20 protein-coding genes and 1 riboswitch are annotated in these 23,931 nt (G+C 28.7%); of the genes, 9 read left to right on the top strand and 11 right to left on the bottom strand.

Annotated elements, in window-relative coordinates; all coding sequences use genetic code 11:
* Nucleotides 1-73 precede the first annotated feature (73 nt).
* Nucleotides 74-631, top strand: coding sequence for a flavin reductase family protein (locus tag L992_RS06470; RefSeq protein ID WP_047383191.1), 558 nt, complete (start codon nucleotides 74-76; stop codon nucleotides 629-631).
* A 160-nt stretch (nucleotides 632-791) separates the two neighbouring features.
* Here the strand turns inward: L992_RS06470 and L992_RS06465 are convergent, their stop codons facing one another.
* Both L992_RS06465 and L992_RS06460 read right to left on the bottom strand, forming a co-directional pair.
* Nucleotides 792-1,031 (bottom strand): hypothetical protein, encoded by a 240-nt coding sequence (locus L992_RS06465; RefSeq protein WP_047395122.1) that lies wholly within the window; start codon nucleotides 1,029-1,031, stop codon nucleotides 792-794.
* Nucleotides 1,032-1,122: 91 nt separating this feature from the next.
* Nucleotides 1,123-1,638 carry a nitroreductase family protein gene (locus tag L992_RS06460; protein WP_047395119.1) on the bottom strand — a complete coding sequence of 172 codons (516 nt, stop codon included), beginning with the start codon at nucleotides 1,636-1,638 and terminating at the stop codon, nucleotides 1,123-1,125.
* A 146-nt stretch (nucleotides 1,639-1,784) separates the two neighbouring features.
* Between L992_RS06460 and L992_RS06455 the strand changes: the two genes are divergently transcribed.
* Nucleotides 1,785-2,132 (top strand): helix-turn-helix domain-containing protein, encoded by a 348-nt coding sequence (locus tag L992_RS06455; RefSeq protein ID WP_047395116.1) that lies wholly within the window; start codon nucleotides 1,785-1,787, stop codon nucleotides 2,130-2,132.
* Nucleotides 2,133-2,162: 30 nt separating this feature from the next.
* Here L992_RS06455 and L992_RS06450 read toward each other — a convergent pair whose 3' ends face one another.
* Nucleotides 2,163-2,672 carry a hypothetical protein gene (locus L992_RS06450; protein WP_047383205.1) on the bottom strand — a complete coding sequence of 170 codons (510 nt, stop codon included), beginning with the start codon at nucleotides 2,670-2,672 and terminating at the stop codon, nucleotides 2,163-2,165.
* 168 nt (nucleotides 2,673-2,840) lie between these two features.
* Between L992_RS06450 and L992_RS06445 the strand changes: the two genes are divergently transcribed.
* Nucleotides 2,841-4,463: a nitrite/sulfite reductase gene (locus L992_RS06445; RefSeq protein ID WP_047383207.1), complete on the top strand. Its 1,623-nt coding sequence runs from the start codon at nucleotides 2,841-2,843 to the stop codon at nucleotides 4,461-4,463.
* Between the two features lie 168 nt (nucleotides 4,464-4,631).
* Nucleotides 4,632-5,867, top strand: coding sequence for a pyridoxal phosphate-dependent aminotransferase (locus L992_RS06440; RefSeq protein ID WP_047383208.1), 1,236 nt, complete (start codon nucleotides 4,632-4,634; stop codon nucleotides 5,865-5,867).
* Nucleotides 5,868-5,904: 37 nt separating this feature from the next.
* Here the strand turns inward: L992_RS06440 and thrB are convergent, their stop codons facing one another.
* Both thrB and thrC read right to left on the bottom strand, forming a co-directional pair.
* A complete protein-coding gene (gene thrB / locus L992_RS06435; protein ID WP_047383210.1) occupies nucleotides 5,905-6,780 on the bottom strand; it encodes a homoserine kinase in 876 nt (291 codons plus the stop codon).
* Nucleotides 6,777-8,249, bottom strand: a complete 1,473-nt coding sequence (gene thrC / locus L992_RS06430) for a threonine synthase (RefSeq protein ID WP_047395113.1) — start codon at nucleotides 8,247-8,249, stop codon at nucleotides 6,777-6,779. Before thrC ends, thrB begins: the two co-directional genes overlap by 4 nt.
* Nucleotides 8,250-8,354: 105 nt before the next feature.
* On the opposite strand from thrC, the gene L992_RS06425 reads away from it, so the two are divergent.
* From L992_RS06425 to L992_RS06415, 3 genes are all read left to right on the top strand, one after another.
* Nucleotides 8,355-9,530, top strand: a complete 1,176-nt coding sequence (locus L992_RS06425) for a homoserine dehydrogenase (protein WP_047395110.1) — start codon at nucleotides 8,355-8,357, stop codon at nucleotides 9,528-9,530.
* A gap of 373 nt (nucleotides 9,531-9,903) precedes the next feature.
* Nucleotides 9,904-10,824 carry a branched-chain amino acid transaminase gene (locus L992_RS06420; RefSeq protein ID WP_047395107.1) on the top strand — a complete coding sequence of 307 codons (921 nt, stop codon included), beginning with the start codon at nucleotides 9,904-9,906 and terminating at the stop codon, nucleotides 10,822-10,824.
* Between the two features lie 18 nt (nucleotides 10,825-10,842).
* Nucleotides 10,843-12,243: a carbon starvation protein A gene (locus L992_RS06415; RefSeq protein ID WP_047395104.1), complete on the top strand. Its 1,401-nt coding sequence runs from the start codon at nucleotides 10,843-10,845 to the stop codon at nucleotides 12,241-12,243.
* Nucleotides 12,244-12,277: 34 nt separating this feature from the next.
* Here the strand turns inward: L992_RS06415 and L992_RS06410 are convergent, their stop codons facing one another.
* On the bottom strand, nucleotides 12,278-13,246 hold the full coding sequence (locus tag L992_RS06410; protein WP_047383219.1) for a BMP family protein: 969 nt from the start codon (nucleotides 13,244-13,246) through the stop codon (nucleotides 12,278-12,280).
* Nucleotides 13,247-13,316: 70 nt separating this feature from the next.
* A riboswitch (purine riboswitch) is annotated at nucleotides 13,317-13,414 on the bottom strand.
* Between the two features lie 128 nt (nucleotides 13,415-13,542).
* Here L992_RS06410 and L992_RS06405 point away from each other — a divergent pair.
* On the top strand, nucleotides 13,543-15,261 hold the full coding sequence (locus L992_RS06405) for a phosphoenolpyruvate carboxykinase (RefSeq protein WP_047383220.1): 1,719 nt from the start codon (nucleotides 13,543-13,545) through the stop codon (nucleotides 15,259-15,261).
* A 47-nt stretch (nucleotides 15,262-15,308) separates the two neighbouring features.
* Here the strand turns inward: L992_RS06405 and L992_RS06400 are convergent, their stop codons facing one another.
* On the bottom strand, nucleotides 15,309-16,664 hold the full coding sequence (locus L992_RS06400) for a dicarboxylate/amino acid:cation symporter (protein WP_197053389.1): 1,356 nt from the start codon (nucleotides 16,662-16,664) through the stop codon (nucleotides 15,309-15,311).
* A 293-nt stretch (nucleotides 16,665-16,957) separates the two neighbouring features.
* Here L992_RS06400 and L992_RS06395 point away from each other — a divergent pair, with 293 nt between their 5' ends.
* Nucleotides 16,958-17,836 (top strand): mechanosensitive ion channel family protein, encoded by an 879-nt coding sequence (locus L992_RS06395; protein WP_052191754.1) that lies wholly within the window; start codon nucleotides 16,958-16,960, stop codon nucleotides 17,834-17,836.
* Nucleotides 17,837-17,869: 33 nt separating this feature from the next.
* Here the strand turns inward: L992_RS06395 and L992_RS06390 are convergent, their stop codons facing one another.
* The 4 genes from L992_RS06390 to L992_RS06375 all read right to left on the bottom strand — a co-directional run bounded on the left by L992_RS06390 (nucleotide 17,870) and on the right by L992_RS06375 (nucleotide 23,739).
* Nucleotides 17,870-18,568 carry a murein L,D-transpeptidase catalytic domain family protein gene (locus L992_RS06390; RefSeq protein WP_231549764.1) on the bottom strand — a complete coding sequence of 233 codons (699 nt, stop codon included), beginning with the start codon at nucleotides 18,566-18,568 and terminating at the stop codon, nucleotides 17,870-17,872.
* 104 nt (nucleotides 18,569-18,672) lie between these two features.
* Nucleotides 18,673-19,611: a L,D-transpeptidase gene (locus tag L992_RS06385; protein WP_047383223.1), complete on the bottom strand. Its 939-nt coding sequence runs from the start codon at nucleotides 19,609-19,611 to the stop codon at nucleotides 18,673-18,675.
* A gap of 33 nt (nucleotides 19,612-19,644) precedes the next feature.
* A complete protein-coding gene (locus tag L992_RS06380; RefSeq protein ID WP_047383225.1) occupies nucleotides 19,645-22,665 on the bottom strand; it encodes an efflux RND transporter permease subunit in 3,021 nt (1,006 codons plus the stop codon).
* A gap of 9 nt (nucleotides 22,666-22,674) precedes the next feature.
* The gene (locus L992_RS06375; protein ID WP_047395101.1) at nucleotides 22,675-23,739 is read right to left on the bottom strand and encodes an efflux RND transporter periplasmic adaptor subunit; all 1,065 of its coding nucleotides are present in this window, start codon (nucleotides 23,737-23,739) and stop codon (nucleotides 22,675-22,677) included.
* Nucleotides 23,740-23,931 lie beyond the last annotated feature (192 nt).

Here is a 23,931-nt window from a genome sequence, read left to right as displayed (position 1 = left end):
CCACAGCACTTTAGTAAATTATAACAAATAAATTGATGAAGATTTTTATATCTTCATTATACGAGGTGATTTTATGTGGAAAAATGCTGGACCAATTGTTGCTTTATATCCTACTCCCACTGTAGTTGTAGGAATGATTGATGAAGATGAGAAAATTAATTGGATTAATGTTGCTCATGTTGGACTTATTGGATTAGATTCGATTATGCTAAGTATCAATAAGCTTCATTTTAGCAATGAAATTATTAAGGATAAATATGCTGTTTCTGTGAATATAGTTACAGAAGAGATGCTAGAAGCTACAGATTTTGTTGGGATAGTTAGTGGTAGAAAAGTTGATAAATCAAATGTTTTTGAATATACTATGGGAATACGAAATGTTCCTATGATCAATCTTTCTCCTATTGTTATGGAGTGTGAACTAACTGATAATTTTGAAACTAAGGAGCACAATCAATATATCTTTAAAGTTAGACATACGCATATAAAACCTGAAGTCTTAAATGAAAATGGAAACATTAACTACGATCTTCTAAAACCTATACTTTTTGAAATGCCTACTAAGTCATACTACAAACTTGGTGATAAAGTCGGAGATTGCTGGAAAATGGGTGAAAACTTCTATAAATAACATAACTAAAAAGGGGCTTTAAAAAAAGCCCCTTTTTATCAAACCACCGAAATCTTAGTTAAAATCGTACTTCCTAAAAATATCATCCCTACCAAAATCATCAATCCAAATTCTATTTTATTACTCTTCATTTCTTCTCCTATTTTTTAGTTTTTTTATCCTAACAACCTAATAAAAAATTTCCAAACCCTCTAAATATAAATGGTGACATGCCATTTAAATATAGATATCTAGTTCCGAAAAATGTTATTATATGACCTATTATCATAACTATAAAAATTCCTACTAAAAAATAGATTAAACTAAAACTACCCTTTCTAGTTCCTATAGAATCGTATGTAATATTTTCTCTTCTTTCTGTTAATAAAAAAATGATTAAAATAAGTAAAATTATAGTCACATTCTCACATCCTTTAACAAAATTTTATGTTATAACTTATAATACAAAATTTTTGTTTCAGAATTATGTCGATATTTAGTAAATTTTTTTACTAAATATATTTTACAATTTTATCAAGATTTTTCTTCTTTGTATGTGTTGGAAACGGTACAGTTCCTTCAGGCGCATATCCTATTGGCATAATCAGAAGAATTTTTTCATCTTTTGGAAGATTAAATGCTTCTTCTAATTTATTATGTGAAAAGAAATTCACCCAACAAGTATGAAGTCCAAGTTCAGCAGCTTGAAGCATCATATAAGTCGCAACAATACTCACATCTTCTATTCCTGAGCTCTCTCCTTCAACTAAAGGATTTTTCCATTCTTCATTTTTATCATATGCAAATATAAAAATAGTTTTCGCACCATAACCACAGGGAGTCAATTCTGAAAGTTTTTCTATCGCCTCTTCACTTTGAAGCACATATATTTTTTGAGGTTGCTGATTTTTTGCTGTTGGAGCCATATTTCCAGCTTCAAGAATTAACTCTAACTTCTCTTTTTCAACAATTCTATCTGTAAATTTTCTTACTGTAAATCTTTTTTCTGCAAGATTTTTAAATACCATAAATAAATCCTCCTTGTATAATTTTAATAGCTTGCTAACTTCATAAAGATATGCTGTACATATGATACCTTATTTATTTTTTATTAACAATTACTATTTTTTTTAATACTAAGTATGTTTTTTCATACTATTAAAGGAGTGATCACATGACATTTGAAGAATTCAAATTAAAAATTCAAACACCTTATAACGATGAAAATTGTCCAATTATAAAAACCCTTGAACTTCTAAGTGGGAAATGGACCACTCGTGTAATTTATGAACTCGAAAGAAATGAAAAATTTCGTTTTGGAGAATTAAAACGAGCCTTACCTACAATAACAAACACAATGCTTTCCAATACGTTAAAACTTTTAGAAGAAAAAAATATCGTAATAAGAACACAATTTGATGAAATACCTCTCAGAGTTGAATACTCCCTATCAGAAACAGGAAAATCTATGCTGAAAATCTATTATGAAATAGCCTTATGGGGAGATAAATTCTTAAAATAAAAAGCCCCTTAGGGCTTTTTTATTTTGAATTTATTTTTTAAAATCAGCTTTTTTATAATCAAAAGCTTTTAATGTATTTCTAAGTTCTCCATTTACACTATTTGCATGGAATGTTGATCCCGCTAAAGAATCCACTGGTAATTCTTCGGCAGCTTTTCCTAAATATTTATTTATCCATTCTTGATCGTGAACATTCTGATGTTTGTCATTTGCATCTGGTAAATAAAAACCTAGTAACTTTCCTTCTGGAGATATAACTGTTATTAATGCCTCATGCTTATTATAAGATTTTACATGTGTTAATCCAGTATAAGCTACAACTTTTCCATCTTTTTCTATCGTCGCAAAATTATAATATCCCAAATTAGGTGCCTCGTATACATCTCCTAAATTATCAAAAGTTACCCCCGATTTCTTTATAGCTTCTTCAATTTGTGGTTTGTATCCCTCTATCGAATATTTTCCTAAATCTTCTGATTTCGCTTTATAAGCAAAAGCTAATTGTGATAAACAAAAAATCATTAATAATACTTTTTTCATTTTACCCTCCCGTTTTTAGTTAATGTTGTACTATTATAACATATTAAAACTTATTTTGTATAGTTTTTAGAGTTAATTTTTTGTAAAAAACAAATTCTTTTGTTGAATTATTATTCAAAAAGTTGTAAAATACTAAAAAAGAATATGTTCTAATAAAGGAGTTTTATTATGGAAAGAATTAAAAGTAAACTGCACGAAATTGAAAAAGAGTATCTCGAACTTGAAACAGGAATCACAGACTACTCAAACAACATCATCAAATCCCCTGATTTAAAAAAGAAAGGATCTAAATTTGGGATTTATGAACAAAAAGGTAAAAAAATGATGCTTAGATTGAAAGCTGTTGGAGGCGAACTTTCAAAGGAGAATTTTAAAAATTTAGTTGATATTATGTATAGTGAAAATATACCTTACTTACATCTTTCTACTAGACAAAACTATCAACTTCACGAAGTTGAATTCGATAAAGTAAAATCAACAATTAACCTTTGTAATGAAAAAGAGATGTACTTTAGAGGTGGAGGTGGAAATACTTTCAGAAGTATTTTAGTTTCTACATACACTGGTGTAGATAAAAAAAGTAATTTCGATGTTGCTCCCTATGCAAAAATGATTGAAAATGAAGTTTTCCTGATGGATAAAGCTTTTGATTTTGGAAGAAAATTAAAAATTGGTTTCTCTAATAACACTGAAGATGAATTTGTTATGGCTGTCCAAGATATGGGATTTGTAGCTAAAGAGATCAATGGAAAAAAAGGATTTAAAGTTTTTGCTGGTGGTGGAATGGGAAGAGGTAGTAAAATTGGACATATTTTACTTGAATTCTTACCTGAAGAAGATTTATTAAAAGCTGTTAAAGCTATGATTGAACTTTTCCATGACCGTGGAGACAGAGTTAATAGAATGCAAGCTAGACTTAGATTCCTTGTTGAAAAAGTTGGTATTGAAGGATTTAGAAAAATATTCCTAGAATATTTTAACAAGGAAAAAATAGAAAATGGTCATATTGAAGCTGTAAATTATACAAATTATATCTTAAATTTAAATAAATTCGATCTAACTAATTCTAGTGATAATTTTAACCAATGGAAAGATATCTGTACGAAAGAAACTAAATTTAAAGATATTGTATCTCTTGTTCTTTATGTAAAAAATGGAGATTTAACAAAAGAACATTCTAAAAAGTTAGTTACTCTTTTAGAGAAAATTAACGCTCCTTTAATAAGAGCAACGATCAATCAAAATTTAGTTGTTCCATTAGTTCACAAATCTGCACTTCCTTATATATATGAGTTTCTAAATACTGAGATTCCAGAAATAGTTACTGAATCATTCTCTATTAGAGGACAAATTAGAGCATGTGTTGGAGCTAAAATATGTATGATTGGTGTTCAAGACTCTGTTGCTGTTGCTGATGCTATTGGTATTGAATTAGATTCTTTAGCAACTAAATATCCTCAGTATAAAAGAATTATATTTAAAGAGGCTAAAAATATAAGAATTTCAGGATGCCCTAGTTCTTGTGCTGGTATTCCTGTTGCTCCTTTAGGTTTTATAGGTTTAAAAAAGAAAATTAATGATGTTTTAACAGATTGTATGCAAGTCTATATGGGAGGAATTTTAACTGAATCTGTTCAATCTTTAGCTTTTGAAATCCCTAACCTTATAATTCCTATAGATGAAGTTCCTCTTCTTGTTAAAAGATTATTTGAAGATTATCTAGAGATGCTACAGGTTTATGATATAACTTTTGCTCAATATATGTATGAAAGAAGATTAGAAGAGTTTTAATTTAAATGAAAATAATAAGGAAGATTTTTTCTTCCTTTTTTATTTTTACTTTTTGAAAATATTTTTTTATTTATTTTTTTATTAGAAAAAATATTCTATTTTTTCTTGACTTATTTTATTTTTTCATTTAAAATTAACTTGAAAAATAAAATTTATGAGGTGATTTTTATGTTGGCAGAACACTCTAAAACTAAAAAAGTATTTGATAATGGATTCCAAATCGCAAAAAATGCTGATTTAGCATCTAAAAAATATGGTCAAAAAAATGTTATAAATGGAACTTTAGGAATATTTTACAACGATAACGAAGAGATGCATACATTAGATATTGTTAATAAAGAATATAAAAATCTTTCAGATAAAGAGCTTTTTAACTATTCTTCAAGTATAAGTGGTGAAGAAAGATTTATCGAAGCTGTTAAACAATATGTTTTAGGAAAAAACTATTCAAATAATCTAGATAATAATTTTTTAGAAGTTATTGCAACTCCTGGAGGAAGTGGTGCTATATATAACACATTTAGAAACTATATAAATCCTGGTGAAGTTGTCTTACTTCCAAATTATATGTGGAGTTCTTATAAACTTATGAGTAAAGAGGTTGGTGGAGGATTCCAAACCTATTCTTTATTTAATAGCAAAGGAAAATTCGATCTTATAAATTTCAAAAATTCTGTAATTGAATTAGCTAAAATTCAAAAAAATTTAGTGATTATTCTTAATAATCCTTGTCATAATCCAACTGGATACACTATGTCAACTCATGAAGTTAAAGAGGTTATGCAAATTCTGAGAGAAGCTTGCTCTCTTTGTAATATTATATTAATAAATGACATTGCTTATATGGACTTCAATAATAAGGTTAATAACTTTAAAGATTTTTATCAAGATTTGCCTAGTAATCTACTAGTTATGATAACTTTCAGCATGTCTAAATCATTTTGCTGTTATGGACTTAGAGTTGGAGCACAAATAGCAATCTCTTCATCTGCTGAAACTATAAACAACTTCCTAGATGCTAGTATTTACACTTGTAGAAGTGTTTGGTCTAATATCCCAAAAGGTGGTATGACTTTATTTAGCAATATCGTTCTTGATAAGAAAAAATATAAACAACTTCTTTTAGAACAAACTTATATGAAAAATATGTTAAAAGATAGAACTGATATTTTCCTTGGTGAGGCTGCGGCTGCAAATCTTAAAACTTTACCATATAAAAGTGGATTTTTTATAACAATCCCTTTTGACAATATTAGCGATGAAAAAATGGCAGATAAACTAAAGGATGAAAATATTTTTACTATTATTATTCCTGGTGCTATTAGACTTGCTATTTGTAGTATACCTAAATATAAAATCTATGGTTTGGCTCAAAAAATAAAAAATGTTATATCACAAATTTAAAAACTATCCCCCATCAATCTATGGATGGGGGATTTTTTTACATCTGAACAGCTCCTTTAAAATCTATCTCTAAACTCTTAACTCTCCAATTATTTTTTAAATTTTTCAAATCATAGTCAATCTCTTTATCAAAATTAGTGTCTTTACTAATATTTATAACTGTCGATCCAGATCCACTTATAAAAAAACCTATATTCTTACTTTTTTCACAGATATCTTTCACCTTGTCAAATTCATAAATTAAAAGTTTTCGATATTTTTCATGTAGATTATCCACTAATGATCTTTTTATTAACTCTTGGTCTCCTTTTTCAAAAGCTTTTAATAAAACTGCAACTCTTGAGATATTAAAAATTGCATCTTTATATGGCACTGTCTCAGGAAGTATCTCTCTAGACTCTTTTGTAGAAACTTGAAAATCTGGGATTATTGCATAAAAATAGATATCTTTATGGATATCATAATTAACTGTATACGGCTTATTCTTTTCCATAAAAGATGCTGTTAATCCACCATATATTGCAGGAGCTACATTATCTGGATGACCTTCTAAGTTTGTACATATCTCAAATATCTCCTCTTGTAACAAATCTCCTCCTAGCAAAATATTCGCTCCCATAACTCCTCCGACTATGCAGGCCGCGCTACTTCCTAATCCTCTAGAAACAGGAATATCACTTTTAATTTCAATCTCTAATCCATCTATGCTTACCCCTAATTTTTCTGATGTGTATTTGAATGCTCTATAAACTAAATTTTCTTCATTCTGAAATTCCTTTTCACAACCCATTATTTTAATTCCACTCTCTATTTTTCTAAAACTGAAATATGAATACAACTGGAATGCCATTCCTAAAGAGTCAAATCCAGGACCTATATTAGCTGTTGTTGCAGGAACTTTTATCGTTATCATAACATCATCTCCTCTATATATCTTTTTATATCCTCTTTTTCTATAACTACATTATGAATAATTTTTCTTTCTTTTAAATCTTTTAAATTTTTGGGGATTTCAACTCCTGTCTTTTCATTGAGAAGTTCCATCACTCTAAAATCATCTTCTTCTATCTCTCCAAATATGGCTTTATATACATCACGACTAAATTTGTATGGACTTGCCGTCGATAATACAATCACTTTTTCCCTTGAGTTTAATTTAGCGAAATCTTCAGCTCCTTTAAAAGCCACAGCTGTATGAGGGTCTAAAATATAAGAAAATTTATCGTATACTCTTTTTATCACTTCTAAAGTTGTTTTATCATCAGAATAACTAGGAGTAAATATATTATCCATCTTTATTTTTAAACTTTCTAATATTTCATATTTTCCCGTTTTATCTAATAAATCCATTAAATAATTTATATATTCCGAATCTTCTTCACTTAAATGATATAAAACTCTTTCTAAATTACTCGATATTAAAATATCCATAGATGGTGTGTTCGTTTTTTTTAACTCTCTATTCCTATCATAAACTCCTGTTTTTAGAAAATTATAAAGAACATTGTTTTCATTCGAAGCACAAATTAATTTATTTATAGGCAATCCCATCTGCTTTGCATAGTATCCTGCTAATATATTTCCAAAATTTCCTGTAGGAACAGAGAAATTTATTTCTTCACCAAACTTTATCTCTCCGCTCTCAATCAATTTCATATATGAATAAAAATAATATACTATTTGTGGTATAAGTCGCCCTATATTTATTGAATTAGCTGAAGAGAGCTCTATATTTTTATTCTTTAATTTTTCTTTTAAATTTTTATCATTAAACACACTTTTGACTGCACTTTGTGCATCATCAAAATTACCATTTATTCCAACCACAAATACATTGTCTCCCTCTTGTGATAACATTTGTTTTTCTTGAATTTTACTTACTCCATATTTAGGATAAAAAACTATAACTTGAATCTGACTTATATTTTTAAATGCTTCTAAAGCTGCCTTTCCTGTATCTCCAGATGTCGCTGTTAAAATCAATATTTTACTTTTTTCTTTTGACTTCTCTATCGCACTTTTTAAAAGATAAGGAAGTATTGAAAGTGCTATATCCTTAAATGCAGATGTCGGTCCATGAAAAAGTTCTAATACATAGGTATTATTGTCTATTTTTTTTAAAAAAGTAATCTCTTCTGCCGAAAACTTTTTATTATATGCTTGCTCTATAAATTTTTCTAATTCATCATTTTTATAATCATCTAAAAAAGTTGCTATGATTACTTTGGCAATTTGTTTGAAAGTTTTATTTTTTATAACCGATAAATTTATTTTTTGAATATCTTGTTTTACAAAAAGACCACCGTCAATTGATATTCCAGTTTTTATAACTTCTGAAGATTTATAATTTTTTTTCTCTCCTCTCGTACTAATATATCCCATTTTTTCACCCTCCAAAAAATTATTGATTTTAATTATCAAATATGATATCATGTCTTCAAATTAAAAACAAGTGTTTTTATTATAAGGACACGATAGGAGGAATTTATGAAAATAGCTTTATTAGGTTTTGGTACAGTCGGTAGTGGTGTTTATGAAATTATCAACAGTAATTCTACATCTTTTTTGATTCCCATAAATATAAAAAAGATTCTAGTTAAAAATATTAGTGATTATTTTTTTGATATTATGACTACTGATATAGACGAGATAATAAATGACCCTGAAATCGAGTTAGTTGTAGAAGCAATCGGTGGAATAAATCCTGCCTACGAATATATAACTAAATCTCTAAAAAATAAAAAACATGTTGTTACCTCAAATAAATCAGTTGTAGCTCTATATCTTGATGAGTTTTTAGAGTTAGCTAAAAAAAATAATGTTCAATTTAAATTTGAGGCTAGTGTTTGTGGTGGTATTCCCTGGATTAAGTCTTTATATGAAACAAAAAAAATCGACAATATCTATAAAGTATCTGGAATTTTTAATGGAACAACTAATTTTATTTTAGACAATATGAAAAATAAAGAAACTGACTTTCTAGAAACTTTAAAGATCGCTCAAAATTTAGGTTATGCTGAAAGCGATCCCTCTGCTGATATAGATGGAATTGATATTTTAAGAAAACTTCAAATAACTTTAAATATCGCCTTCAATTCTAATATTTATCCTGAAGATATCGATATATTTGGAATAAGAAATATCTCAAAAACAGATATAGAATATTTCAGAAAAATTAATTCTACCATCAAACTAATTGCAACAGGCAAAAGACATGATAATCTTTTTTATGCTAATATTGAACCAGTTGCATTTAAAAATGAAAAAATGGAAGCAATTATTCCTAATAACTTCAATTTAGGAAGTATCTTTGGAGATACTATTGGAGAACTAAAATTTTATGGTCAAGGTGCTGGAAAACTGCCTACAGGAAATGCTGTTGTTAGAGATATTCTAGATATTTTATTTAAAAAAAATTATCTTTTAACAGAAATAAATAAAAAAAATTATCTAAAAAAAGATTCATCTTTAAGTAAAGGAAAATATTATATTCGTATTCAAAACGAAGAATTTAAATTAAAATATTCACAAATTATAGCTGAATCTTTTCAATTTAATAATGAGAATATTTTTATCACACAGACTATTGAATCTAACTACATAAATTTAATTTCAAAAGAATATTCTAATGATAATCTTTTTTATGTAAAAATTGAAAATTAAAAAAGAAGTATAAATATTATTTACGAAAATATCCATTAACCAATCCTTGTTAAAAAAATAACTTTTTTATGAAAAATAAAAAATATTTTTTATTTTTTTATTGACTTTTGTATAAAAATAGTTTATTATCTGTCTTAATAAAAAGACAAAAGGAGGAAATTTATGAACACTAAATTAAAATTCGGATTTTTACTAGCTCTGATAATTATAATATTAAGCTCTTCGGTTTGAATTTAGTTGAAATTTTTCTCTAAACTATTCAAGCCTTATTTTAGTACAAATTTAAGGCTTGAGCAATCAGAGTAATTTTATGGCTTGAGTCTAAATAGATTCAAGCCTTTTTTATTTAATAAAATTTCGGGAGGAGATAATTATGATAAACACAGGAAAAATTTGGTTCAATGGAGAATTTAAAGAACATGATGATGCCAAGGTACACGTTTTATCTCATGTTTTACACTATGGTTCAGGATGTTTCGAAGGAATTCGATTATATCAATTAAAAGATGGAAAAACAGCTATTTTTAGATTGCAAGAGCATATTGATAGACTTTATGATTCTTGTAAAATTTATAGAATGGAGGTTCCTTATACAAAAGAGGAATTTCTAAAAGCTGTTGTAGATACGATTAAAATAAATAATTTAAAAAGTGGATATATTAGACCACTCGTTTTCAGAGGATACAATCAGCTTGGGGTTAATCCTGCTGTTTGCCCAGTAGAAACAATTATTGCGGCTTGGGAATGGGGAGCTTATCTCGGTGAAGATGGACTACAAAATGGAATCAAAGTTTGCGTTTCGTCATGGAGAAGACCTGCTCCTAATACTCTTCCAGCTCTAGCTAAAGCTTCTGGAAACTATTTAAGTTCACAACTTATAAAAATGGAAGCCTTAGAAAATGGTTTTGAAGAGGGATTAGCTTTAGATTATCTTGGAAATATCAGTGAAGGTAGTGGAGAGAATATATTTCTCGTAAAAAATGGAGAACTTTTGACACCGCCTGTTGCTTCATCATCTCTTGCTGGGATTACAAGAGATGTCGTTGTAAAACTTGCTACAGATTTAGGATTGGTTGTTAAGTATGAAACTCTACCTAGAGAATTTCTATATCTAGCAGATGAAATCTTTTTAACTGGAACAGCTGCTGAAATAACTCCTGTAAGTAATGTTGATAACATTAAAGTTGGTAATGGTAGCAGAGGTAAAATAACAAAATTGATTCAAGAGGAATTCTTCAAACTAGTTGGTGGTGAAAATGAAAAATATAAAAGTTGGTTAACAACTATCGAATAGAATATAAAGGAGGATATTATGAGAAGCTATTTTATGGGAGTTATTGTTTTAATTATCGCATATTACACTTATGGTAAATATTTAGAAAAGAACTTTGGAGTTGATGATAGAGATACTCCAGCTATCTCAAAAAAGGATGGCGTTGACTTTGTCCCTATGAACTGGTTCAAAAGTCTTCTTGTACAATTTTTAAATATCGCTGGATTAGGACCTATCACAGGTGCAGTAGCTGGAGCTATGTGGGGAAGTTCATCTTTTCTTTGGATAGTTTTTGGAACTATTTTTGCTGGAGCTGTCCACGACTACTATACTGGAATGATTTCAATGAGAAATAATGGTCAAAATATGCAAGAACTAATTGGAAAATATCTTGGAAATGCTGCAAAAACTTTTACAAAATACTTCTTAGTTATTCTTTTAGTTATTGTTGGAGTAGCTTTTATCACAGGACCAGCTGAAATACTACAATCTTTCACTGGAGTTAATAAAACGTTTTGGCTAGGTCTAATCGTCGCTTATTATATCGTAGCTACTCTATTGCCAATTGATAAAATCATCGGAAGAGTTTACCCTTTATTTGGCGGAGCACTTGTTTTAATGATGTTTTTATTAATTGGAGCAATGTTAATAAAAGGAGTTAATATTCCTGAAATAAGTCTATCTAATCTACATCCTAAAAATTTACCTATTTTTCCTTATATGTTTGTTGTTATCTCTTGCGGTGCCATTTCTGGTTTTCATTCAACTCAATCAATTCTGGTTGCAAGATGCTTAAAGAGTGAAAAAGATGGTCGAAAATCTTTTATGGCTGCAATGTATTTAGAAGGATTTGTAGCCTTAACTTGGGCCGCAATCTCATTAGGTTTCTTTAATGGTGTTGATGGACTAGCTTCTAGTGGGGGAGGAATGGTAGCTGTAAGTAAAATGATTACTGGTCTTTTAGGTAGATATGGATTAATTTTTACTCTATTCGGATTAATAGCTCTACCTATTACAACAGGTGATACTGCATTCAGAAGTGCTCGAATAACTATTGCTGAGGTTTTGAATTACAATCAAAGCTCTTTAAAAAATAGACTTCTTATTGCTCTTCCTTTATTTATTCTAGCTGGATTTTTATCTCAATTTGGTTTTAACACTCTTTGGAGATATGTTGCTTCTACAAATCAATTATTAGCTACTCTTGGACTTTGGACTTGTACATTTTACTTCATAGAGAAAAAAAGAAACTATTGGGTTGCTGGTATTCCAGCTTCATTCATGACAGCTATGATTAGTTGTTACTTCCTAGTAGCACCCGAAGGATTTAAACTAACAAATATGAGTTTAGTTTATACTTTTAGTACTATGATTTTCTTCATATCTTTAATTTTGATTGGATTAAAAGGAGTAAAAGAAAGTAAAAAAGCTACTGTATAAAAATAAATGGTAGGGGAAATATCTCCCCTACCATTTATTTTATAATAATCTCTTTTGACTTTATTTTCTCAACAATTATCTGTAAATTCTCTATTTTATCAGTTCCAATTATATCTTTTGTATTTCTAAAATCTGTTGTCCCTACTCCGCCTTCTGCCAATCCGTAATAGAAATCTCCACCTTTAAATTCATTATTTAATATTGATTGAACTGTATTATATACTGCTATATCTACGTTCTTCATCATAGATGTTAATACTGTTCCTTTTATAAAATCATCTTGATCTGAGTCTACTCCAATCGCATAGATACCATTATCTTTCGCAGCTTCTAAAACTCCTAGTCCACTTCCACCAGCAGCGTGATATAAAACATCAGCTCCTTGCTTTATGTGCATAGTTGCCATCTCATTTGCTTTCAATGGATCACTAAAAGCTGATGTTCCACCTATATAAGCACTCAGTACTTTTATTTCAGGATTAATGTACCTAGCACCTTGCTCATATCCATCTTTAAATTTGTTGATTAGAGGCATATCAATTCCTCCTACAAAACCAACAACTCCAGTTTTACTCATCATTGCTGCTAAAGCTCCCATTAAGAATGATCCTTCATTTTCCCTAAATAACAGATTCTTTACATTTTCTTCACTTGTACTATTATCTATCATTGCAAATTTCAACTCTGGATAATCTCTCGCAACATTTTCTATTGCATCTTTCATTGGGAATCCTACTCCAATTATAAAGTCATAACCTGCATCAGCATATTCTCTCAAAAAATCCTCGTCCTCTAATGAAGTTTTTGGTTCAACGTATTTAAAATCTATTCCTAAATCTTTTTTAGCCATTTCTAATCCTCTATATGCAGAATCATTAAATGATTTATCTCCTAATCCACCTGTTGATAAAACTAATCCAATTTTTAAATTAGCAAAACTCTCTAAATTTTTTCCTAAAAATATTGTAATAATTATTACAAAAACTCTAAAAAAACTTCTCATAAAAATAAAAACCTCCAATTTTAATTAAACCCATGCTTCACACGAGCTTAAATTAAAATTGAAAGTTTTACAATTTCAAAATTAAGCCCATAGTAAGTTATTTTCGGTAACTTGTAGAAACGTTTCACCATATTAGAAACATATACAGGATTTGTATTAATTATATATTAAATTTATACTTTTGTATAGTTTTTATTTTCACTTCTTCAAAAAAGAAAATAAATTTTTATTTTTTCTTGACTTGTTGACTTTTTTTTCATAAAATCTAGTTAGCAAATATATTTTAGGAGGATTTTATGAAACAAGAAATTTTTATAGGTAGAAATAGTGCAATTTTAAATTTTTCAACAAAGTATTGTGATACATCTGAAAACTTACTTTCAAGTTCATCTTTTAAAAAAGTTCTTTCAAAATATATCCACTCAATTGAAAGTAAAAATACCTCTGTTTTCCAATTTTTAAAATCTAATTGCAGCGAAGATATATCTGGAACTATGATTAGACTTTTTAAACTTTTAATCGTCTTAGAAAAAAATGAGGTTTCAAAACTTGATCCTACCCTTACATCTCTTTTAAATAAAGAATCTCTTCTTTTTGAATTTATTGAGGGACTTTATTCTTATTGGAGAAAATATGAAAGATATGCTATTATCCGTAATAAAACTACTAGTTTAGGTCTTCAAAACATCAATTTTATAGACTCTATGAATAGTTTTACAAACTTAATATTAAAAACATATCGGCTTGTTGAAGAAAATATTCTGGGTGAGCACCACAGAGTTTACAGACAATTACATGCTGGTGTTAATGCTGGACTTATTTTAAACGATATCTCTTGGAAATGTCCTAAGGAATATTCTTTTTTAGAAAAAATTCCATTTGTTGAATCTATTGTTTTACAACCACCATTTATTACATACCCAGGTAAAAATACTCGAAAAGGAATTTTTTGTGAAAATAAAGAAAATCCTATTGAAAATCTAACTCTTAATTTAGAAAATTGGATATGTTTCCCTGCCAAAGTTGGAGAACTTTTAGCATTTGTATATTTTGATATCAACTTTATGGCCCAAGGAGTTACTTTATGCAACCTCTTTGAATTGGCTAAAAAAGAGGAATATATCGATAAGAAACCCGATATCATTTATATGTATGGTGTAAAAGATTTCCATTCAGAAATGAGAACAGAGTTTTATAAAGATTCTCAAAACGATGTCATGGTAGGGTATGTTAATTTCAACGAAGGAATCGATTACTTTGGATATATGAAAAAAATGATTTTAACTCTACATAACTTAAAAATGATTGATTCAGGTTACCTTCCAATTCATGGAGCTATGGTTAATCTTCTATTTAAAAACGGTTTGGAGAAAAATGTTATCATTATGGGAGATAGCGGTGCCGGAAAATCTGAAAGTCTAGAGGCATTCAGAAAACTTAGTGAGAATTATGTTAAAGATATGAAAATCATTTTTGATGATATGGGTGTTTTAAAATTAGATAATAACTCTCTTACTGCATCTGGAACAGAAATTGGAGCTTTCGTTAGACTTGATGATTTAGATATTGGCTATCCATATAAAGAGATTGATAGAAGTATATTCATGAATCCTGATAAAATAAATTCACGTATAATTATCCCAATATCAACTCATGCGGATATAACAAAAAAATATCCTGTAGACATGTTCTTATACGCAAATAACTATGAAGAGGGAGAAGAGTTAGAGTTCTTTGAAAATTCAATAGTTGCAAAACCTACATTCATAAACGGAGCTCGTAATGCCAAGGGAACAACTAGTGAAATCGGTTTAGTTACATCATATTTTGCTAATCCATTTGGACCTGTTCAGAGAAAAGATGATACAGACATTCTTATAGATAAATATTTTGATAAAATGTTTGATGATAAAACATTAGTTGGACAAATAAGAACTGGGCTAGGAATAGAGGGGCTTGAGAAACTTGGACCTGAAAAAGCTGCAAAAAAATTATTTGAATTCTTAATAAAATAATATATTTAAAACATATGGGAGTTAGAAATCTAACTCCCATATCTCATCTATTTTACAGTTTCTAATTGCTCATTCTCTAAGTTATATCTCTCTAAATCTAACTTGCCTTCACTTTTAGAAACATATACTGCAACTGCGCTATCTCCAACAACATTTAAAGCTGTTAATAGCATTTCTAAAGGTCTATTAATTCCTAAAATTATTGCATAAGCTGATACAGCTACTTCATTGCTATATCCCATTCCTGTTAAAATTGTAAATAGTATTATAGCTCCACTTCCTGGTGCTGCTGGAGTTCCAATTGATGCCAGTAAAGCTAATATAGAGATTGTAACTAAATTGAATACTGTAATCTCATATCCTGCTACTCCTGCTATAAACAGCGTTGCTATAACTTGCATAATTGCTGTTCCATTCATATTTACAGTCATTCCCATCGGAAGTACAAATGATGTTGTAACCTCATCTACACCTAACTTTTCAATAGTAGCTTTTGTATTCAATGGAAGTGATGCTGCTGATGACGAAGTTGAAAATGCAAACATTGCCACATTCGATATCTTTTTCATAAAGTGAATTGGATTTAATCCTGTTGAAATCCAAACAATAAACGAATATCCAAAAACTAAGAATGTTAACAGTGTAATTGCTGTCAAAACAAAGTAGATACTTGCTATTTTTAAATATCCTATTCCATAGATAGCAAATGTTCTAACCAATAAAGAAAAAATAGCTATCGGTGCAAACTTATTTATAACAAAAGTTAAAAATATTTGTGACATCTTATTTAATTCAATTACACCTTTTTTTATAATAGAATCTTCTTCATTCATTTTATTTAAAATAATCCCTGCAGATATTCCCAAAAATACAGCTACAAGAACGTTTCCATTATTTGATAATCCAGCTAATATGTTTTGTGGTATAGCTTTTATTAAAATCATAAGTGGATTTGAAGATGTCGCTCCTCCTGATACACTTACATTTTGAATTGATGCTGAAAATAGTTTAGCTTTATAAGCCATCATTCCAATTATTGAAGCATACACTAAAGCCAAAACTGAACTCAATCCAAATCCTAAAAATGTTTTATATGATATTCTTTTTAAACTTTTCGAATCTTGAATATTTGTAACAGCTATTATTATTGATGTAAATACCATTGGAATTATTACCAACTGTAACGCATTTATAAATAGTTGTCCTATTATATAAAATATTCCTAAAGCTTTTGCACCTTCTGCTCTTGTTATATCTTGGAATAAAATTGAATTTATTATATTCCAAGTTTCAACTCTTCCACTCTGAACTAAATTTTCTCTCAGAAATAAAAATCCAATACCTAATGTTACTCCTAATACTAAGGCAAAAAATATTTTTTTTGTTAAATTGTTTTTCTTCACGACGATCACTCCCATTTTTTAAAAAAAATAGGAATAGTAACTACAAAATGTAGTCACCACTCCTATTTATAATGTATAATATTTAAAAGAAAGAAATATAAAATTAAAAAATAAAAACGTTGATATTAACTGTCTTTTCTTTTTCAACCTTATCTTAACCACTATTTCTTCCTCCTTTAAACAATTGTTTAGTTTTTAAACTTTTGTTATTGTATCACATTATTTAACTCTTCGCAACCGTTTTTATTTTAAAAGAATTTTATTTATAAAAAAATACTACTTGAGGTGATTTTATGGAACAACATTATGAAGGTTTTTTATTACAGGTTTTGAAAACTTTTACTAGTGAAGAGTTTTTAATCAATTTAACAAATAGTTTAATTATTTTTGTTTTTAGATTCTCACTAGCTTTAATTTTCTTTTTAATAGGTAGAAAGATTTTTAAAAAATCTCTTTCTAAATATTATACAACTAATGCATTTAAATCTATAGATTCCTCTTTCAGAACTTTTTTATCATCAATAATCGATACCGGATCTATTATTATATTACTTATAATTTCATTACTTATTATAGGTTTTCAACAAAGTTCTTTAATCGCTTTTTTAGGAAGTATTGGAATTGGAGTCGGTTTAGCTTTGAAAGATAATCTATCTAATTTTGTTGGTGGATTAATTATTCTTATATTTAAAACATATTCTGTTGATGATGAAGTTGAAATTATTGGAAATTACGGACTTATATCCTCTATAGATGTTTTTTCTACAACCATAACAACCTTCAGTGGGGATATTGTTAGTATTCCTAATGGTAATGTTATAACTAATCAAGTTATAAACTATTCTAAAACTCCAAATCGAAGAATGAAAATTATTGTTTCTGTGGCATATGAAAGTAATATCGATTTAGTTTTTGAAGTTTTAAATAATCTAATAAAAGATAATAAAAACATTCTAAAAAATCCTGCTCCATTTATCAATATTGAAAAATATAATAATAGCTCTATCGACATTGCATTAAAAGTTTGGACTAAAAACCAAACCTATTGGGATACATATTTCGATATTTTAAAAAAATTAAAACCTGCATTAGATGAAGTTAACATCTCTATTCCATTTCCACAAATGGATCTTCATATTAAAGATCAAAATTTTTATAAAAAAGAAAGCTGAGATAGTCTCAGCTTTTTTAACATCATTATATTTTTATACGTAGCTACTTCTCTCTAAATAATTAGTATCATTTCCATAAGCAAATATAACAGAACCATTTTTTATCATATCAATAGTTTTCTTTGATATATCTCTAGGTAACGCCGGACATCCCAAACTTCTTCCAAGCCTTCCCTGAGATTTTGCTATTTTAGGATTTGCATAATCCGCACCATGAATAACAATATATCTCTCTTTTGCTTTGTCGTTTATTCCTTTTTCTAGTCCATTTAAAACTAGTGAATATCCATTTCCACCCATATAAGTATTTTCAGTTAAGAAAAATCCTAATGAACTTTTATTTGAACTCACTTTGTTCGAAAAAGATGTTGCTATATTTCCACCACTATTTTTTCCATGTGATACATGAGAATTCACTAATATCTTCTTCTGTTCCATATCAATTACAAAGAATCTTTTCTCTGTTGATGGCTTTGAGTAATCTATTATAGTTAGAAGATTTTTTCTTCTTCTTTCAATTTTATTGTAACCATTTAAAGCTGTTTTAAATACATTATAATCCAATTTACCAGCTAATCCAATCTCTTGATATAGTTTTTTTTCTGTATCCTCTTTAGATACCTGTAATACCTTTGCCTCTGTCTTTGTAGGATTCTTTAATGTAAAACCAAAAGATGTTGTTGATATTGAACCTAAAATAAGAGCTAACATTAAATACTTTTTCCCTAACACAAAAACCTCCATTTACTACTTTATTCCTAATAAAACCCATTATATTTTAACATTTTACACAAAAAAAGTCAAGAATACTCAATTCTTGACCTTTTTCAATATATTTATTCAATTACTATTACTAAACCTTTATTTATCTCTGCCCATGAATATATATATTTCGCATGTGATGTAGCATTTCTAACACACATATGTGAACGAGGAGTTGTCCCTAATGTTTGAGAATACTCTATCATCTCTGTTCTTGGCAAGTTTACTGGAACTCCATGAATATATCCCCCTCCAGAAAATCTACTCGCATAAGGAGCATATCCCTCTATCTCTGTTTGACTGCCATCTTTTAAATAATCCATTTTTAATTTTTTACTTTGTATAACAAATACACCTAATGGCGTTGGAAGCTGATGAGGTGGATTATCAAGTCCAGTTGATGCTGGATTCATACTTCTTACTTTCCAAACATCTCCAACTTTTTCCAAAGTTGTAATATTTTGATTTTTTCTATCTACCACTACAACTTTTGAAAAACTTTTAGCTTCAATCTCTTTTACATATCTAGCAGGGATTAGCCATTCACCATCTATATTTTCAACAACAACTTTATAGTATTCTAAGTCTCTTGAAATTATTGATACAAGTGATCCATCTGGTGCATATCTTTCTGGTCTATCCATTTCTCCTGCAATATATAGTGGAATTCCTTGGTTTCTTCTGTGTCCATAGATATCTTTTACTGTAGGTCTTGCACCATTAGAATATTTCTCCATCGCTATCTGCTTTGCCACAGGTGGTAATCCATTTACATTTTTATAATTTTTTAAACTTCCAAATCTAACATTATGACTTTGAAAACTATCTAGCCTATCTAAATGAGCTGAAATCTTTTCCCACTGAAAACTTCTTGTTGCTTTTCCATATTTATAAGAATCTGTTAACGTATATTTCTTATATACCAATTCTTTTTCAATTATTGCAGCTTCAGAAACTACATAAGTCACAAATGATAAAAGTCCTAAAAGTAGATATTTTAGTTTTCTTTTCATAAGATACTCCTCTAACATTTTTTATATTCTATGTTAGATATACTTCGAAATTTTCTTTTTTCCTACTTCATATAGATAAAATAGTATAGGAATTACAATCAATGTCAGAAGTGTCGAGAATACTAATCCGAAGATTACCGCTATCGCCATTCCTTTATACATCTCACTTCCTTGTCCAAGTCCTAACGAAAGTGGAATCATTCCAAATACTGTTGTCATTGTTGTCATAAATATTGGTCTTAATCTCGTTTTACCAGCTTCTAATATAGCTTCGTTTAAAGGATATTCTCTCTCTATTAGAATCTTTATGTAATCTATTAAAACTATCGCATTGTTTACAACTATTCCAGCAAGCATTATTATTCCAACAAAAACCATCGTATTTGTTTTCTGTCCTGTTAATAACAATCCACTATAAACTCCTATTATAGAAAGTGGTACAGTTCCCATAACTATTGCGGGAAGTATATAAGATTCAAATTGTGCTGCCAATATAAAGTAAACTAAGAACATCGCAACCATAAATGCAAACTTCAATTGCTCATTTACTTCAACTAAGTTTCTTCCACTTCCACCAAATGAGTATGAAATTGTTCTAGGTAAGCCTGCCTCCTCTAAAATCTCTCTTATATATTTTTGCCCTGTTACTAAATCTAATCCATTTGCTGTATTGGCATCGATTGTAACCATAGTAATCTTATCCTCTTTTTCTATTCCGTAAGCTCCCTCTCCGATTTCAAGCTTTGCAATATCTTTTAATTTTACTACTCCGCCATTCTGAGATTTTATTCTCATCTCTTGAAGTTTTTCAGGAGAGTTTCTAAACTCCTCTGCAAGTCTTAAACTTACATCCACCTCTTCGTTTCCAGTTTTTATTTTTATTGGTGCTCCACCTAATATCTGGTAACTAACTGATAAAGTTAAATCATTAACTTTTACGCCATAATACTCCATTTTTTTTCTATCAAGTAAAATTCTAACTTCAGGATTTCCATTTACCATAGAGTTATTTATATCTGTAAATCCTGAGTTTTGGCTTAACTTTTCTGTTATCATTCTAGAAACATAACTCAATTGATTTAAATCATCTGATTTTAAGATCAGAGATATATCTCTTCCTGTTCCTCTTCCAAAAGCCATTCTCGGTACTAAATTTAATTTCACATCAGGTATATGAGAAACTTTTTTTCTTGTTTCTCCCATAATTTCTTGAACTTTTTTACTTCTTTCACTTTTAGGTCCTATATCTACAATTACTGATACTGCTTCACTTGATACTGACGATATAAACTTTTGTGTTTGAGGGTCCTTACTTACAATCTCTTCCAACTCTTTTGCTACTCTATTTGACTTTTCAACATCCATCCCACTTGGAAGTTCAGCTATTATCGTATAAATTCCATCATCTGTTGTAGGCATAAACTCTCCACCTATATTCTTAGATCCATAACCTACTATACCAACAAATAATAATACCATTCCTAACAAAACTAATGATTTAAACTTTAAAGATACTCTTAAAATATTTTCATAGTGACCTTTTATGTACTTTAAAACTTTTCCCTCTTCATGAACTGTTGCTTTTGATTTTAATATTCTACTAGAAATCATAGGAACAAATGTTATAGCTATTATCAATGAAGCTAACAATGAGAATGTTATTGAGTAAGCCATATCTTTATATATCTCTTTTGCTCTTCCTTCTCTAATTACAATTGGAATAAAAACAGCTATTGTTGTAGCTGTTGAAGCTATAATTGGAATAACAACCTCTGTTGCTCCATTTTCAGCAGCTTCCATTCTATCTTGCCCTAACTCTGTTAAATGTCTAAATATATTATCTAATACTACAATTGAATTATCAACTAACATTCCAACTCCCAATGATAATCCCATTAAAGATATAATATTTAGAGTCATTCCTTTTGCTCCAAAGAAACCAAATGTTGCAATTATTGATACTGGAATAGCTACCGTTACTACAAGAGTTGCTCTCCAATCTCTTAAAAATATAAATAAAATTATTCCAGCTAAAACTAATCCTGTTATTGCATTATTCTTAACTGTATTTATTGATCTTGTTATATCTACTGCTGAATCTCTATTTACAGTAAATGAAGCTCCTTTTGGCAATAAAGGTTCCATTTTTATAAGTTCCTCTTTTGCTATTTTCGAAATTTCAACTGTATTTCCGACATCACTTTTTTCTATATTTATTATAATATTTTCAATTCCATCTGTTCTTCCATAACTACTTCTATCTTTAATTCCTAACTTAACATCCGCTACATCTGTTAAATATAACGTTTCTCCATTAGCATTATTAAGAACAATATCTTGAATGTCCTCTAATGTTTTTGCTTCACCTGAAACTTTTACAAGATACTCTTTATCTCCCTCTCTTATATAACCTGATGGGAAGTTTAAACTTGCACTTTTTAAAGTGCTATATAAATCTGTTACACTTAAATTATATGCCTCTAATCTTTCTGGATCTATATTTATACTTATCTCTTTTTCTAATCCACCAAAAATACTTACAGTTCCTACTCCCTCTATTCTTTCTAGTCTTGGAATAACAACATTATCCGCAAAACTTTTAAGATTTATTAGATCATCTCCTCTAAGTCCAATAAGCATTACTCTATCACCAGAAGATGAAGTTTTTCTTATTACAGGTTCATCAATATCATCTGGTAAACTATTTCTTATTCTACTTACAGCTGTAACTAAATCATTAACTTTATTGTCTATAATAACTCCGTATTCAAACTCTATTGTCAATGCTGATTTACCCATTGTTGATTTTGTTGAAATTCTTTTTATTCCCTCAACACTTGTTAATCCTTTTTCTATCTCTTTTGTTACCAATTTCTCCATGTCATCTGGAGATGCTCCTTTCCAACTTACTCTTATAGCTGCCATAGGCATGTTATAATTAGGCATAAGTTGTGTTTTTAAATTAACTAAAGTCAATATTCCTAAAATAACCATTGATATTATTATCATCATAGTAACTACAGGACGCTTTATTGAAAATTGTGATATGTTCATCTGTGCCTCCTAGTTTAAAATATTTACTTTATCTCTATCTTCTAATAAAAATTGTCCATCTATTACTAGCTTCATACTCGAATAAAGTTCATCACTTAAAATTTCTTGTCTATCTCCATTTGAATATCCTCTATCAACTTTTATTCTTTTAGCTTCGCCATCTTCAACAATGAAAATATACGAATACAACTCTTTTATAACTATCGCATTTTTAGGAACTAAATATCCGTTTTTTACTCCAGTTTGAACTAAAACTTTTGAATACATTCCTTTTTTTATATGTCCTTCTGGATTATCAATTTCAACTTTTATCTGATATTTTTTATTATCTTTATTTGCCACAGGATTTATTTCATAAACATTTCCAAAATAATTATTTTCTACACCTTCTAAATCTACTTCAGCTTTATTCCCTACTGACAGTTCATTTATTTCATGCACAGATACCCCTGTTTTTACTAAAATTTTGCTGTTATCTACTACAGTAACTACATCCGTATTCGCAGGAACTTTTTCATATAGTTTTAAATTTAAATCTGTTACAACTCCTGTAAACTTTGCTTTTACAATTAAATCTTCATAATCTTTTTTAGCTGATAGATATGTTGCTTCTGAATTTTTTAAATTACTTTCTGCTGTTAAATGATTTGATCTTTTTACTAAATATTCATCTTCTGATATTAGTTGTTTATCAAATAGTTGTCTAAACTTTATATAATTTTTTTCTTTTATTTCAAAGTCCGCTTTATTTGCCATGTACGTTGCTTGAGCTCTTAAATATGCTGATTGAACCTCTTGGTCTTCTAAAATTAATATTATTTGTCCTTTTTGTACTCTATCTCCATTTTTAAAATTTATCTTCTTTACTGTTCCTCCAGTTTTAGTAACTGTTTTTATTTCATTTAAAGGTTCTGTAACCCCACTTGATATATTTAATCTAACAATATTTTCTGGAATAATCTCAGATATCTTTATATTTTTTCCAGCACTTTCTCTTGTTTTAGGTTTTGCATTATTGCTACCGCATGACAGTAATAATAATGTCGTTGATACTATCAGTAATTTTTTTATCACTTTTTTTCCTCCAACTATTTTCATTTTGTATATAAAAATATTTTAACATACATAATATATATTTTATACTTTTTTAATTTTCTTTTACATCTAACTAAATAAGTGATGATCTGTATGTTTCAAATGCTACATAGTAATTTAATACTGCTGAGTTATAATCTACAGCTGCTTGTCTATATTGACTCTCTGACA

This window comes from Cetobacterium sp. ZOR0034 (assembly GCF_000799075.1).
Classification (GTDB): Bacteria; Fusobacteriota; Fusobacteriia; order Fusobacteriales; family Fusobacteriaceae; genus Cetobacterium_A.
Note: the sequence above shows the minus strand (reverse complement) of the source record. Positions and strands in the feature narration are given on the sequence as shown.

Excerpts from the sequence above, each read along its gene's own strand:
- L992_RS06470 (WP_047383191.1), top strand. The coding sequence starts at position 74 with ATGTGGAAAAATGCTGGACCAATTGTTGCTTTATATCCTACTCCCACT.
- L992_RS06460 (WP_047395119.1), bottom strand. The coding sequence starts at position 1,638 with ATGGTATTTAAAAATCTTGCAGAAAAAAGATTTACAGTAAGAAAATTT.
- L992_RS06455 (WP_047395116.1), top strand. The coding sequence starts at position 1,785 with ATGACATTTGAAGAATTCAAATTAAAAATTCAAACACCTTATAACGAT.
- L992_RS06450 (WP_047383205.1), bottom strand. The coding sequence starts at position 2,672 with ATGAAAAAAGTATTATTAATGATTTTTTGTTTATCACAATTAGCTTTT.
- L992_RS06445 (WP_047383207.1), top strand. The coding sequence starts at position 2,841 with ATGGAAAGAATTAAAAGTAAACTGCACGAAATTGAAAAAGAGTATCTC.
- L992_RS06440 (WP_047383208.1), top strand. The coding sequence starts at position 4,632 with ATGTTGGCAGAACACTCTAAAACTAAAAAAGTATTTGATAATGGATTC.
- thrB (WP_047383210.1), bottom strand. The coding sequence starts at position 6,780 with ATGATAACGATAAAAGTTCCTGCAACAACAGCTAATATAGGTCCTGGA.
- thrC (WP_047395113.1), bottom strand. The coding sequence starts at position 8,249 with ATGGGATATATTAGTACGAGAGGAGAGAAAAAAAATTATAAATCTTCA.
- L992_RS06425 (WP_047395110.1), top strand. The coding sequence starts at position 8,355 with ATGAAAATAGCTTTATTAGGTTTTGGTACAGTCGGTAGTGGTGTTTAT.
- L992_RS06420 (WP_047395107.1), top strand. The coding sequence starts at position 9,904 with ATGATAAACACAGGAAAAATTTGGTTCAATGGAGAATTTAAAGAACAT.
- L992_RS06415 (WP_047395104.1), top strand. The coding sequence starts at position 10,843 with ATGAGAAGCTATTTTATGGGAGTTATTGTTTTAATTATCGCATATTAC.
- L992_RS06410 (WP_047383219.1), bottom strand. The coding sequence starts at position 13,246 with ATGAGAAGTTTTTTTAGAGTTTTTGTAATAATTATTACAATATTTTTA.
- L992_RS06405 (WP_047383220.1), top strand. The coding sequence starts at position 13,543 with ATGAAACAAGAAATTTTTATAGGTAGAAATAGTGCAATTTTAAATTTT.
- L992_RS06395 (WP_052191754.1), top strand. The coding sequence starts at position 16,958 with ATGGAACAACATTATGAAGGTTTTTTATTACAGGTTTTGAAAACTTTT.
- L992_RS06385 (WP_047383223.1), bottom strand. The coding sequence starts at position 19,611 with ATGAAAAGAAAACTAAAATATCTACTTTTAGGACTTTTATCATTTGTG.
- L992_RS06380 (WP_047383225.1), bottom strand. The coding sequence starts at position 22,665 with ATGAACATATCACAATTTTCAATAAAGCGTCCTGTAGTTACTATGATG.